Source organism: Pseudomonas sp. DC1.2, assembly GCF_034351645.1.
Classification (GTDB): Bacteria; Pseudomonadota; Gammaproteobacteria; order Pseudomonadales; family Pseudomonadaceae; genus Aquipseudomonas.
On sequence record NZ_CP133782.1, the window covers coordinates 2,859,778 to 2,872,815 of the forward strand.

11 protein-coding genes and 1 pseudogene are annotated in these 13,038 nt (G+C 57.6%); 9 read left to right on the forward strand and 3 right to left on the reverse strand.

Annotated elements, in window-relative coordinates:
* Positions 1–160: 160 nt before the first annotated feature.
* On the reverse strand, positions 161–1,051 hold the full coding sequence (locus tag RHM68_RS12945) for a LysR substrate-binding domain-containing protein (protein ID WP_322223576.1): 891 nt from the start codon (positions 1,049–1,051) through the stop codon (positions 161–163).
* 118 nt (positions 1,052–1,169) lie between these two features.
* On the opposite strand from RHM68_RS12945, the gene RHM68_RS12950 reads away from it, so the two are divergent.
* Genes RHM68_RS12950 through RHM68_RS12960 form a run of 3 tightly spaced genes read left to right on the forward strand, consistent with a single transcriptional unit; the run spans position 1,170 to position 4,753 of the window.
* Positions 1,170–1,634 carry a (2Fe-2S)-binding protein gene (locus tag RHM68_RS12950; protein ID WP_282479332.1) on the forward strand — a complete coding sequence of 155 codons (465 nt, stop codon included), beginning with the start codon at positions 1,170–1,172 and terminating at the stop codon, positions 1,632–1,634.
* Positions 1,634–3,847, forward strand: coding sequence for a xanthine dehydrogenase family protein molybdopterin-binding subunit (locus RHM68_RS12955; RefSeq protein ID WP_322223578.1), 2,214 nt, complete (start codon positions 1,634–1,636; stop codon positions 3,845–3,847). Before RHM68_RS12950 ends, RHM68_RS12955 begins: the two co-directional genes overlap by 1 nt.
* Before the next feature lie 6 nt (positions 3,848–3,853).
* Complete coding sequence (locus RHM68_RS12960) at positions 3,854–4,753, forward strand: LysR substrate-binding domain-containing protein (RefSeq protein WP_282479334.1); 900 nt, start codon at positions 3,854–3,856, stop codon at positions 4,751–4,753.
* A 203-nt stretch (positions 4,754–4,956) separates the two neighbouring features.
* On the opposite strand, the gene RHM68_RS12965 is transcribed toward RHM68_RS12960, so the two are convergent.
* Positions 4,957–5,310, reverse strand: a complete 354-nt coding sequence (locus RHM68_RS12965) for an EAL domain-containing protein (protein WP_322223579.1) — start codon at positions 5,308–5,310, stop codon at positions 4,957–4,959.
* A gap of 148 nt (positions 5,311–5,458) precedes the next feature.
* On the opposite strand from RHM68_RS12965, the pseudogene RHM68_RS12970 reads away from it, so the two are divergent.
* Both RHM68_RS12970 and RHM68_RS12975 read left to right on the forward strand, forming a co-directional pair.
* Positions 5,459–5,815, forward strand: a pseudogene (locus RHM68_RS12970) (ATP-binding protein); the annotation flags it as partial.
* A 96-nt stretch (positions 5,816–5,911) separates the two neighbouring features.
* Positions 5,912–6,328: an alpha/beta fold hydrolase gene (locus RHM68_RS12975; protein WP_322223580.1), complete on the forward strand. Its 417-nt coding sequence runs from the start codon at positions 5,912–5,914 to the stop codon at positions 6,326–6,328.
* On the opposite strand, the gene RHM68_RS12980 is transcribed toward RHM68_RS12975, so the two are convergent.
* Positions 6,321–7,316, reverse strand: coding sequence for an IS30 family transposase (locus RHM68_RS12980; protein ID WP_322223582.1), 996 nt, complete (start codon positions 7,314–7,316; stop codon positions 6,321–6,323). The two genes, RHM68_RS12975 and RHM68_RS12980, sit on opposite strands and share 8 nt — an antisense overlap.
* A gap of 608 nt (positions 7,317–7,924) precedes the next feature.
* Here RHM68_RS12980 and RHM68_RS12985 point away from each other — a divergent pair.
* The 4 genes from RHM68_RS12985 to RHM68_RS13000 all read left to right on the forward strand — a co-directional run bounded on the left by RHM68_RS12985 (position 7,925) and on the right by RHM68_RS13000 (position 12,987).
* Positions 7,925–9,477 (forward strand): IS3 family transposase gene (locus tag RHM68_RS12985; RefSeq protein ID WP_322223584.1). Its coding sequence is split into 2 segments (ribosomal slippage): positions 7,925–8,387 and positions 8,387–9,477, totalling 1,554 coding nucleotides; the frame shifts between segments, so codons are not numbered across the junction.
* 416 nt (positions 9,478–9,893) lie between these two features.
* Complete coding sequence (locus tag RHM68_RS12990; RefSeq protein ID WP_322223586.1) at positions 9,894–10,937, forward strand: IS630 family transposase; 1,044 nt, start codon at positions 9,894–9,896, stop codon at positions 10,935–10,937.
* Positions 10,938–11,278: 341 nt separating this feature from the next.
* Positions 11,279–11,689 (forward strand): hypothetical protein, encoded by a 411-nt coding sequence (locus RHM68_RS12995; protein ID WP_116642573.1) that lies wholly within the window; start codon positions 11,279–11,281, stop codon positions 11,687–11,689.
* 81 nt (positions 11,690–11,770) lie between these two features.
* Positions 11,771–12,987 (forward strand): IS3 family transposase gene (locus tag RHM68_RS13000; protein WP_322216042.1). Its coding sequence is split into 2 segments (ribosomal slippage): positions 11,771–12,116 and positions 12,116–12,987, totalling 1,218 coding nucleotides; the frame shifts between segments, so codons are not numbered across the junction.
* Positions 12,988–13,038: the final 51 nt, after the last annotated feature.

Genomic DNA, 13,038 nt, shown 5'->3' on the forward strand with positions numbered 1-13,038 from the left:
ACGCTGGCTGCTTGGGGGGAAGTATTGGAAGGGGGGAGGGGTTCGTACAATATTAATTGGGCGGGGTGTTGATATGTGTTCGATATGGGGCCAAAAGATCGCAGCCTTCGGCAGCTCCTTGTTTCTCTGTAGGAGCTGCCGAAGGCTGCGATCTTTAGATCTATTCCAGCGTTTGCGCGACCAACTGCTTGATCACCTCAACCACCGGCGCTACCCGATCGGCTTGCCCCGGTGGCCATACCGCATACAGGTTGTAATGCGCCGGAATTTGCGCCACGTTCAGCTCTACCAAACGCCCCGCCCGCAACGCATCCGCTGCAAGCAACCCGCGCACCAGACCGGCGCCAACCCCGGCTTCGGCTGCTGCAATCAGGTTGGCCGCATTATCGAAAACCACCCGCGCATTCGGCTCGGTCGGCGCCATTGCTGCTGCATCCAGCCAGGGAATCCACGAGCGCCGCGTATACCCCAGCAGCGGTAATTCCAGCACCTGCGCCGGTGTAATTGGCACCTGCAACCCATGGCGCTCCAGCAGCGCCGGGGATGCCACCGCAGTCACTCGATCACCGCAGATCTGGGTCATCTCGCAGTCTTCCCAATAGCCATACCCGTAGCGCAGCGCCAGGTCCACCCGCTCGAACGAGCTGCGATCCGAGCGCGGCATCGACAGCAATACCACTTCATGGTCAGGCAATAAATCGAGCAGTTCCGGTAGCCGTGGATTGAGCCAGCTCTGCGCCAGCTCGCTGTCGACATCCAGGGTTAGGCGTTGCGCGACGCTGCGGTTTTTCACCGAGGACAACGCCCGGTCGATTTGCGCCAGACCGTCGGACAGCACGCTGGCAAACAATTGCCCGGCATCGGTCAGGTTACTGCCGCCACCTTCGCGTACGAACAGCGGCTGGCCGATGAAGTCTTCCAGGCTGCGGATCTGCTGGCTGATAGCGCTGTGAGTTAGGTCGAGTTTGCGCGCGGCACTGGAGAAGCTTCCGCTGCGAGCGGCCTGGATGAATGCACTCATGGACTGCACCGACGGGTATCGCTTGTACATGCTGTTAGTCCTACTTACACAGGATGGCAGAAATCGTCGCTGGCCCGATTTTCCGCAGACTCCCAATAATCGGCGACCAGGCCTGCACAAAGACGGGCCGCTCTCTTGGAGCCTGACAATGATCGAATTCACGGTAAACGACGAACGACACGAGCTGGTAGAGACATCGCCCTCCATGCCCTTGTTATGGGTGTTGCGTGATCACTTGAAACTCACCGGCACCAAGTTCGGTTGCGGCATGGGCCTGTGCGGTGCCTGTACCGTGCACCTGGACGGTGTCGCAGTACGTTCCTGCCAACTGCCGGTTGCCGCCGTGGCGGGGCACCGCATCACCACCATCGAGGGCTTGTCGCCCACCGAACAGCATCCGCTGCAACTGGCCTGGGTTGCCGAAGATGTCCCGCAATGTGGTTACTGTCAATCCGGGCAGATCATGTCCGCGGCCGCGTTGCTCAACACCGGTGCGACCGTCACCGATGACTCGATCCGCAACGCCATGTCCGGCAACGTGTGCCGCTGCGGCACTTACGGGCGAATCAATAAAGCCATCAAGCGCGCAGCTGCCGCGCCTAAGGAGGCGTGATGACGTTTATCGACGACACTCAGATCGAACTGCCGCGCCGTCTCTTTCTCAAGCAGGCAGCCACTGTTGCCAGCGGCCTGGCCATTGCGTTCTATCTGCCCTCAGGCATCGCCGCTACAGACCCGAAAGCACCTGCGCCTGCCAGTGGTTTCGAGCCCAACGCCTGGGTTCGGGTATTGCCCGACGGCACGGTGAAACTGGTGGTGCACAAACACGATTCCGGCACAGGCACCCACACCGCATTGGCCGCTTGCGTGGCCGAGGAACTGGACGTCAACCCGATGACCGTGCAGGTTATATCGCCGGAAAATCCGTTCTTTGAAACCTACATTCACCCGATATGGAAAGTTTTCTCGACGGGTGGCAGCACCAGTGTTTCGCTGGAATACGATCGACTGCGGATGGCCGGAGCCACGGCGCGCGCACTGCTCATCACTGCGGCGGCCAAGCAATGGAAAGTCAGTCCCGATAGTTGCACAACCGAAGAGGGCCGGGTGGTGCACTCCGCCAGCAAACGCAGCCTGGGTTACGGTGAGCTGGTGAGTGTTGCCGCGAAATTGCCAGCACCGGCCAAGATCACTCTGAAGGACCCGGCGCAGTTCAAGTACATTGGCAAACTGCGGCAAAAGCGCGATGCGGCGGCCAAGGTTTGCGGGCGATTCAAATATAGCATCGACGTTGAGTTGCCCGAGATGCTGGTGGCGGTGATTCAGCGCACGCCGGTGGTCGGCGCCACGGTTGTCTCGGTGGATTCCAGTACGGCGTTGCAAGTACCGGGCGTGCGTAAGGTGATCGCGATTCCCGGCAGGGCTGATGTGCTCGGCGGCAATCAGGAAGGCGTCGCAGTGCTCGCGGACAACTACTGGGCCGCCCAACAGGGTCGTGCGTTGCTCAAGGTGCAATGGAGCGATTCACCTTTGGCCGGTTTCGACAGCGATCAACTGGCGACGGCGCAAGCAGCGGCCATCCACGACAAGACAGCGCAACGAGTGTCAGCCATGGCGGTGGGAGACGTCAGCGCTCAATGGCCGAAAGCCGCGAAGCTGCTCGAGGCCGATTACCTCATGCCATACAAGGTGCAGAACCCGCTGGAACCGATCTGCATTACCGCCGAGGTGAAGAATAACGCCATCACCTACTGGGGCGGCGTTCAGGTGCCATCCTCGGCGCTGGAAGCTGCGCAAACGGTGTGCAAGATCGCCAAGGACAAGGTCACCATCAACGAGTTGGTGTCCGGTGGCAGCTTCGGGGCGCGGGAGGCCAAGTACTGGTTGTTCGAAGTGGCATACCTGGCGCAGCAGGCCAAGGTGCCAGTCAAGTTGATGAACAGCCGTGAAGACGAAATGCGTTCGCTGTTCATGCACCCGGCGACTCTGCATCGAGTCAAAGGTGCGCTGGATGCTCAGGGCAAACTCATGGCGTTGAAACTTGACGCTGTCTCACCGGCTTCGCCGGAACAGTGGGAACCAGGCTATTTCGAACGCCCCGACCACATGGACTACAGCACTACCGAGGCTATCACCGCGTGGGACTTTGCTTATCGTCCTGCGAATCTGGACCTGGTCTGGGTCAGGCACGAAAGTAACGTGCCCAGCGGTTGGTATCGCTCCGTGAGTTTCATTCCAAATGTGTTTGCCGTCGAAAGTTTCATGGACGAATTGGCACACAGCTCGGGACAGGATCCGTTGGCCTGTCGCCTAGCCAACATGCAAGGCCGGCCCCGGCACGTCGCGGTGCTGAAGAACGCCGCCGAACGTGCCGGTTGGGGCCAGCCATTGCCGGAAGGGACAGCCTTGGGGATCGCCACCAATCAGGGTTACACCAGCTTCATCGCGGTGGTCGCCAGACTTTCGAAAAAAGACGGTGTGATCAAGGTCGATAAGCTCACCTGCGTGGTCGATTGCGGCCTGGCGGTGTCGCCGGGCGGTGTCGAAGAGCAGATCTACGGCGGCTTGATGTGGGGCCTCGGCCACGCGCTGTTCGACCGCATGGACATCAAACAGGGCAGGGTGGTGCAGAGCAACTTCCATGATTACCGGGTGACCCGCATGTCGGACATGCCGGCGGTGGACATCCTGGTGCTGGACGGCGAGCCGAGCAAACCCGGTGGCGTCGGTGAACTGGGCAGCCCGTCGGTGGCCCCGGCCATCGCCAATGCTCTGTTCAGCCTGACCGGCGTACGCCAGCGCTCGACGCCACTGACCCTGGGATAAGCCGCCATGGACTTGCGCTTGCTGCGGTACTTCATGGCCCTGGCTGAAGAGCTGCACTTCGGCCGGGCGGCCACGCGGTTGCACATTTGTCAGCCGCCGCTTAGCCAGCAGATTCGTCTGCTGGAAGAGGAGCTGGGTACGCCGTTGTTCGAGCGCAGCCATCATCGGGTCGAGCTGACGGCGGCCGGGGCGATGCTCAAGGAACAGGCGCCGCTAGTGTTCGAACAACTGAATCGCGCGCTTGATCTGACTCGTCAGACCGGTCGCGGCCAGTTGGGAGAATTGGAAATCGGCATGATCAGTTCGGTGATGGTCGGGGTACTCCCTCGGGCGTTACACCTGTTTCGCGAGCGCTATCCGCAGGTCACCTGGCGTCTGCATGAAATGACGCCGGCTGCACAGGTCATGGCATTGAAGGAGAAACGCATCGATGCATGTGTATTCAGGGTAGGCTATGACGATCCGCAGTTGCGCAATGAACTGCTGATCTACGAGCCGATCCGGGTGGTGATGCCCGTTGATCATCCGTTGGCCAGACGCGAAAGCCTGGCGCCTTCGGACCTAGCGCAGGAACCATTCGTGGCGTTGGAACTCAAGCAGTCGCGGTTTGCCGATTTTCTCTACCAGTGCTGCATCAAGGCGGGATTTACGCCGCAGATTCGTCAGCAGGTGATCGAGGTTCAGACCTTACTCAGTCTGGTGCGGGCCGGTTTCGGTGTGGCGCTGCTGCCAGCGTCCATCGAACAGATGGCGCCAGCCGGGCTGGTGTTTCGTCGCCTGACACCGGCATTGCCGGAAGTGCCGCTATACGCCACTTACCGCGCGGACGATGACTCGCCGGTGCTCAAGCTGTTTCTTGATACGTTGCGCGAGTTAGTCCTCGAGGAAGGGGGTGGTCGAACTTAAAAGGAGCTGCCGAAGGTTCGGGCCGCGTTCGGGCGATCTTTTGATCTTGCCCCAGACCTTTATCAACCGTCACACGATCGCAGGCTGCGCTAGCTCCTACACCGACCGCGTAGCGGGCGTTATATCGATGTGGATAACGACCGCAAGAACACCGTGACATTGTCCTTATGTCAGTTCCTCATGCTGGCTGTTTCCGCCCATATTCAGCAAGGTTTCCAATTGTTCTGCAGGCATTGGACGCGCATAGAGAAAACCTGCAACAAGTCGACATTCAATTCCCGCAATATCTGCGCCTGCTCTGTCGTTTCTACGCCTTCGGCGACCACGGTCAGGTGCATGCTATGCGCCAGATCCGTGACAGCGCGGACGATTGCCTGATCGACGTGGTCGTCGAGAATGTTCAATACAAATGACCGATCAACCTTGAGCGTGTCGACCGGAAACCGCTTGAGATAAGCCAGCGAAGAATAACCGGCACCAAAGTCATCGATGGAAATCTGGGCACCGAGATCGTGCAATGCCTGCAACGTCGAGGCGGCTGCTTCGGGGTCGCACATCACCGCCGTCTCTGTCACTTGAATCGATCCTGCGCCAAGGCTTGGAAAAGCTACCGCTAGCCCAACAAAACCTTCCGCTGCTGCCCGACGAGCACATCAATCTGCGTGGCCCCGGCTACTACCACTGACCTGAAAAAGGAGCTTCGAAATGCTACCGAACCCGACCTTGGACAAGCTGCAAACCCTGCGTCTGCACGGCATGATCAAGGCGCTGAGTGAGCAACACGCAACGCCTGACATCAACGACCTTGGCTTCGATGAACGCCTCGGCCTGATGGTCGACCGCGAACTGACCGAGCGTGAAGATGCACGCTTGAGCACTCGACTCAAAGCGGCCCGACTGCGCCACAACGCTTGTCTTGAAGACATCGACTACCGCAGTTCACGTGGCTTGGACAAGTCTCTGATCCTGCAACTATGCAGCGGTCAATGGCTACGCGACGGCCTGAACCTGATCATCGGCGGCCCCACCGGCGCGGGCAAAACCTGGCTCCGTTTGCCGCTGCTCAGCGGCGCTACATGCTTGAACTGCTGGACGACCGCTACGGTAGCCGCTCGCGCAGACCTGAGCGTCGAACATGCTTTGGTCCATGAATAGACCATGAGAAAGTATTTCGACGCTCAGGTCTGCGCATTACGTGAGCACTATCGAGTTATCACGTGGGACCAACGAGGGCATGGACAGGTTGCCTTCGTCAACGAGCCATTCAGTCTCTGGGATAGTGCAGACGACCTATCTGCTCTTCTGGCCCACCTTAATATAGATCAGGCCGTTTTACTGGGTATGTCGCAAGGTGGCTACGTCAGTCTGCGGGCCGCGCTGCGTTACCCAGAAAAGGTTCAAGCATTGGTTCTGATCGCTACGCAAGCTGGCGTGGAAGATGAAAACCAGAAAGTCGTGTACTCACATCTCCTGAGTGCATGGCTTGAAAACTCCCTGACTGATGAAATTGCACAAAGTGTGTCGGGATTTATTCTGGGTGGGCGGTCTCAAGGACCAAGTGCAACAGTCAGTTAATGATTTCGAGCTTGTTGCTCGCAGATAGCTGAAGGTAATCAACTAGGACTTCGATCGGAAACCTCCAGCCTAGCGTTTGGCGTGGACGAGTGTTCAGCATGTCGGCAATTTCGCCCAGTCGCTCCTGGCTGACCAGTGAGAGATCAGTGCCTTTGGGCAAATACTGGCGCATCCCGCGTTGCCAGGGGCTGTGCGGATCAGCAAAGTAAACCTTCATGCCGGTGTGGGCTGTGATTTCGGCGTGATGGGCCATTTCACTGCCCTGGTCGTGCGTCATGGTTCTCAGCAGTGATGGCGCCATGCGCGACATTTCTCGGGTAATGGCTTGAGCGGCTGCATCGGCGGTCGGTGCGTCGAGTTTTGCCAGGATCACATAACGACTCGTGCGCTCAACCATCGTGGCGACAGCGGAGCGGTTGTTGGCCCCGATAATCAGGTCACTTTCCCAGTGCCCCGGGACAAGGCGGTCTTCGACCTCCGGTGGGCGTAGGTGGATGCTGAGCTCCGCAGGATAGCGCTCTCGACGTATGGCACTCTGGGTTCGCGGTCGCCGCTTGCCTTTACCTTGGCGCAAGTAGCTGATGAGCTGACGCTTCAACTCGCCTCGCGGATAGGCATAAATAGCTAGGTAGATGGTTTCGTGACTCACATGTCGCTCGGGGTGATCGGGCCAGATACTGCGTAGTCTGCTAGCGATTTGCTGGGGTGACCAGCCAATGCGCAGCATTTCCATGATCACTTGGAACAACTCAGAGCCAGAGCATAAGCGAGATTGACGGCGTGGCTTGTGACGTAGCGCTCGTGCGCTGCTTGCGGCGTGAGCCGGATCGTATCGACCCAGTTGGCTGTGCCGTCTGATCTCACGGCTAATCGTACTGGGATGACGTCTGAGCAAAACGGCGATTGCTCGCAGGGTGAGTTGTTGAAGCTGCATCACCATGATGGCGACGCGCTCCTCAGTGCTGAGGTGTGTGTACTTCGTTGGCATGGCAACACCTTACATCAGGTGTTGCACTTGGTCCTTGAGACCGCCGTGGCTTCGTTGTTTGAATAGGACTTTAGGAATCCGCGAACCGCCAAGTAACCCTCTTGAGCCTTTATCTCTGACGGAAAGGAGAAAAGGTACTGAGTGACAACAGGCTGCTCATCAGACACACGACTGAAATTCAGGTCTCTAAAACGATTGTAGGTGTCAAACAAAGGAATCGGAGACGCAGGCATGTGATAACCAGGGTAGAGAGTGAAACGGCTTGATGTGATGTTAAGCAACGCCCTAGCAATCTGCAACAACCGGGTCTGCGCGTTATCGGTTATTACAACTGTCTCGAACCCTTTTGGGCTATCCGTGTGTGATACCTGACACCTCATCTTGGGCCGCAAGCAACACTTCATCTGCATCGGAAAAAAGCACATTTTGGGGTCGACTGCCTCCGAGGTAACTGCTGGGAGAAGCAAACCAAAAAGCGATTCCCCATCCTCCTTTTTTCGTTCTCAAAACATCGAGTATCACCTTCAGGCCAGCCCCCGGTGTCAGGCTAGTTGTCGCCTCAGTTGATCTATCAAAACGATAAATCGGGGGCGTCAAAGAGAGTTGTCATGTCGAGCTATTCACCCGAGCGTAAAGCTTCCCTTATCAACAAGTTATTGCCTCCTCAAAACATGTCCGTGGCTGAGTTGTCGCGTCAGGAAGGCATCGCCCCAGCCACCCTGTATGCTTGGCGCTCCAAGCTCAAAGCAGGAGGCGCTGTGGTGCCCGGAGATAAAAGCAGTGCCGATAACTGGTCGGGCGAAGCCAAGTTCGCAGCGGTGTTGCATACCGCCACGCTGAGCGAAATCGAGCTCAGCGAATACTGTCGCAGCAAAGGGCTGTATCCCGAACAAATAGCCGCTTGGCGTCAAGCCTGCATCACCGGCCAGTTGTCCGCTCAGGCGCAACGCCAAGCTGAGCGAGAGCAGGCGCGGGCTGACAAAAAGCGCATTGCCGAGCTGGAACGCGACCTACGTCGCAAGGACAAGGCGCTGGCAGAAACCGCCGCGATCCTGGTGCTGCGAAAAAAGATGAATGCCTTCTGGGGAAACGACAACGAGGGCGTCTGACCTCGCTGCCAGAACGGCTACAACTCGTTGAGCGTTTTAACCATGCAGTGGCTTCTGGGGCGCGTAAAGCGATTGCCAGTGCAGAGATAGGGCTGTCGCTGCGAAGCCTGCAGCGCTGGGCGCTGAGGCCTGTAATGCAGGCCAATATACGCACCACCACGCTACGCCCACGACCACTCAATGCCCTGAGTGAGCAGGAGCGCTGCGCTATTTTAGAGGTCTGCAACAGCCCACCATTTGTCAGCCTGCCACCCAGCCAGATCGTGCCAATACTGGCCGATCAAAACCGTTACCTGGCCTCAGAGTCAACCTTTTACCGCGTCCTCAACGCGGCTAATCAGCAGCACCGACGTGGCCGCAGCCATGCACCGCACAAACACGCATCGCCGACCATTCACCGTGCCGCCACCGCCAATCAGGTTTGGTCTTGGGACATTACCTACCTTCCCTCGCCAGTGCGTGGGAAGTATTACTACCTGTATTTGATTGAGGACATTTACAGCCGCAAGGCCGTGGGTTGGGAGGTTTACGAGCAAGAAAGCGGCGAGCGGGCGGCTGAACTGATGGCGCGCACGGTACTTACCGAACGCTGCGCGGGGCGGCCTTTGGTGCTGCACTCGGACAACGGCGCGCCGATGAAGTCGGTGACGTTGCTGAGCAAACTGTACGACTTGGGCATCACTCCCTCACGGGGACGACCACGGGTCAGCAATGATAATCCCTACTCGGAGTCGCTGTTTAGAACCCTGAAGTATTGCCCGCAATGGCCGACTGGCGGCTTTGAAAGTTTGGACGCAGCGCGGATCTGGGTACGTGATTTTATCCTCTGGTACAACCACCAGCACCGCCATAACCGCATCCGCTTCGTGACCCCGGCGCAACGTCATCGCGGTGAAGATAAACAGGTCTTGGCCAAGCGCCATGTGCTGTATCAGCAAGCTCGTCATCAACACCCACATCGCTGGTCAGGTGCGACGCGTAATTGGCAGCCCATCGGCGTCGTCACGCTTAACCCGGAAAGGGAGTTACCAGTACTGAACATAGCCGCATAAAAACACGGTTGACGCGACAACTACCTTGCAAAACGCCGGGACACTCGAGCAAGAGCTCAGCGAACTGGACCTTGAGCGCGCAGGTATCACCAGCGTCATCTGGTGTATCGACTTCGGGTCGGACTTTACCCGGATCGAGGCCGCCGTTTTCAATGGCAGCGGCCACCCGTGCCTCCACCGCGGGGTCACGACGCATTCAGGTCTGTACTTGTTCGGGGTGCCACGGCTGTACACCAGGGGCTCGGAGCGTTTTTCCGGCGTGACAAAAGATGCGCGCTACCTAGTGGAGCGGATTATCGCTTCACATGCAGAACTTTTTGTTCAAGCGAAACGGGCCATTGCTAGTGTCCTGTCTCCGAAATAAGTTTCTAGCCTGAGCTATGCTTCTGTGGTCAGTCAGTGCTTGGAGTGATCACATGAATTCTCAGAACATCGCGCTCAGTGAAGAGGAACACATTGAACTGAGTCGGCGCCTAAGATCAGCCACGATCAGTCAGCGTGACGGTCGTCGGGCGCGGGTGATTTTACTGGCGGCTCAAGGCTGCTCGCGCAACGAGATTGCCCAACTGACCGGTCTCTCCGTTGTTTCAGTCACTCGCTGGTGCAAGCGTTTTCAAGCGCTGCGTCTGCAAGGCCTAGTGGATCTGCCCGGACGAGGTCGCAAGCCATCCTTGCCGGCCGAAGCGTTGAAGCGAACCCTTGAGCAAGTCACTCAGCCGCGTATCGGTCAGCCTCGCTGGAGCTGTCGTAGCATGGTTCGAGTCGCCGGCATTTCACCGGCCAGCGTCCAGCGGATATGGGCCGCCAACGACATAAAACCGCACCTGGCACGCACCTTCAAGCTGTCCAATGACCCGAACTTCGAAGAGAAATTCTGGGACGTCATCGGGCTGTATCTGGCGCCTCCCGATAAAGCCCTGGTGTTCTGTTGCGATGAGAAGAGCCAGGTTCAAGCCTTGCAGCGCACGCAGCCCGGATTGCCATTGGGTATCGGTCATATCCGTACACAAACCCATGACTATGTTCGTCACGGCACGCTCACGCTGTTTGCGGCGATGGATTATCTGCAAGGTCGGCTGATCAGCAGCATTGAAACTCAACACCGACATCAGGAGTGGTTGGCCTTCCTGAAAAGGATCAACCGGGAAACCCCCAAGGGCCTGCAACTGCACTTGATCGTGGATAATTACGCCACGCACAAGCATCCGGTGGTCAAGGAATGGCTCAAGCGACATCCGCGATTTCACATGCACTTCACCCCGACATCAAGCTCCTGGATGAACATGGTTGAACGCTTCTTCCGAGATATCACCGTTTACTTACGTGATGGCAGCTTCAGTTCGACACGTGAATTGGCCAGCTCCATGACCACTTTTTTAGCGTTACACAATGCTCAGCCAAGCCGATACGTCTGGAATGCAAAAGGTGAAGACATCTTGCGCAAGATCCAGCGTGCATGAGAGGCGATGGCATCACAGTCTAAAGAAAACGTTTTTTCTGAGACAGCACACTAGGTGATCAGCAAAAACGGCCCGGTGGCTCGGCGGGCACAGGTGCCGAGACGTGCGCTTAACACGAAAGGCTAGTCGACAAGGTTCATCGAGGCAGACGTTACGTACGGGACGTTTTTTTAAAAAAATAACGTAGAACCGACAGTTTTTTCAACTCTGCGCTCAATGGTGATGCGTTGATCAGAGCAGTCCTAAAAATTTCTTTGGATTAACTTGCGAAATATGCCCCTGTTTACTAGCCTCAGATTCGCATATGACATGCATCTAAACTACCCAATGGAAGGCCAAGGATGAGCACATTCGTACGTTCCCTTACCATCGAGATTTTCAACGCAAGCGGCGCTGATATTACTGTCAACTACGGCCTTCTGACGGGTGGAGAGTGGGCGTCGGCGCCGGTTCCCGGCACAGTGATTGAAGCAACGACCCAGCAATCCTACGTTAACGGTGTGTCTAACACCCTGACGGCGCTCGGAGGTCAGATCCTACTGACACCAGCCGCTGGGGGCAGCATCACTCCGGTCTGGAGTTGGCCGTCGGGCTCCCCGGTCTCCGGCAGTGTGAACAACACGGCTACCGACCTGGCTGTCACTTACCAGATAATCAACGCCCAAACCAACAACCCCACTCAGCAAGTGATCATCACCAATGCGAGTACGAGCACTAAGTTCGTAGCCTCAGTCAAGAACGGCGACTACTGATCGTCTCTGAATGGACGAGCCCCCTGAAAGACAGGACACCGTTTCCCCCTTAACATAAGGGATAGGCAAACGACTGTGTATATGACTAATAGAAACGATAAGGGTGGGGAGCTTTTGGGTCAGGAGCGGCGTCGCCGCTGGAGCCCGGAGCAAAAACTGGCCATGGTTCGCGAGAGCCTGCAACCGGGGCAAAGCGTCTCGGTGGTGGCTCGACAGAATGGCGTGAATGCCAACCAGTTGTTTCAGTGGCGCAAGCTCTATCAGAGCGGCAGTCTCTCGGCTGTCAGTGCTGGGGAGAGCGTGGTGCCCGCTTCCGAGCTGGCCGATGCGCTCAAGCAGATCCGCGAGCTACAGCGCATGCTTGGCAAGAAAACCATGCAGGTCGAGATCCTTCAGGAAGCTGTGGAGATTGCTCGGTCGCGAAAATGGATTGCGCACTCACCCTTGTTGCCGGGGGACGACCAGTGAAGCTGATCAGTGAAAGTCTCGGTGTAGCGCGCTCGCAATTGACGGTTCGACTCAACCCAAATGCTCAGGTCGAGCGGCGTCGCCCTGCGCTGGACGATGCCGCACTGGTCGAAGAAATTCAGGCTGAAGTGAGTGAACTGCCCAGCTACGGGTACCGCCGTGTGTGGGGGTTGCTGCGTCGTCGGCGTGAAAAGCAGAGTCAGGCGCCGATCAACGTCAAGCGGGTTTATCGCGTCATGCGCGATCATCAGTTGCTGCTGGAGCGACGGATTAAACAACCGGGTGTGGCACGCCGTCACGAAGGCCGAATTGCCGTGGCCACCAGCGATACCCGGTGGTGCTCGGACGGGTTTGAGTTTCGCTGTGATGATAACGCCAAGCTGAGCGTGACCTTTGCCCTGGACTGCTGCGACCGCGAAGCCATCGGTTGGGTGGCCAGCCCGACCGGGTACAGCGGCGACGATATCCGTGATCTGATGCTGGAGGCGGTGGAAAAACGCTTCGGTGAAGAGGCGCCTGCCACCCCGGTGCAATGGCTGAGCGACAATGGCTCGGCCTACATCGCTGAACAGACACGCCAGTTTGCCCGACAGATCGGTTTGCAACCGGTGACCACACCGGTGCGTAGCCCGCAGAGCAACGGCATGGCCGAGAGCTTCGTCAAAACGATGAAACGCGACTACGTCGCGCACATGCCCAAACCTGACCGGGAAACAGCCTTGCGTAACCTGACGATTGCCTTTGAGCATTACAACGAGGAGCATCCGCACAGCGCGCTGAAATACCGTTCACCACGGGAGTTTAGGCGTTTGGCAGCGGCATCAATTTAACGGGGTGCAGGTGTCCGGTTTGATAGGGGCCAGTCCACTGAACAAGTAAGG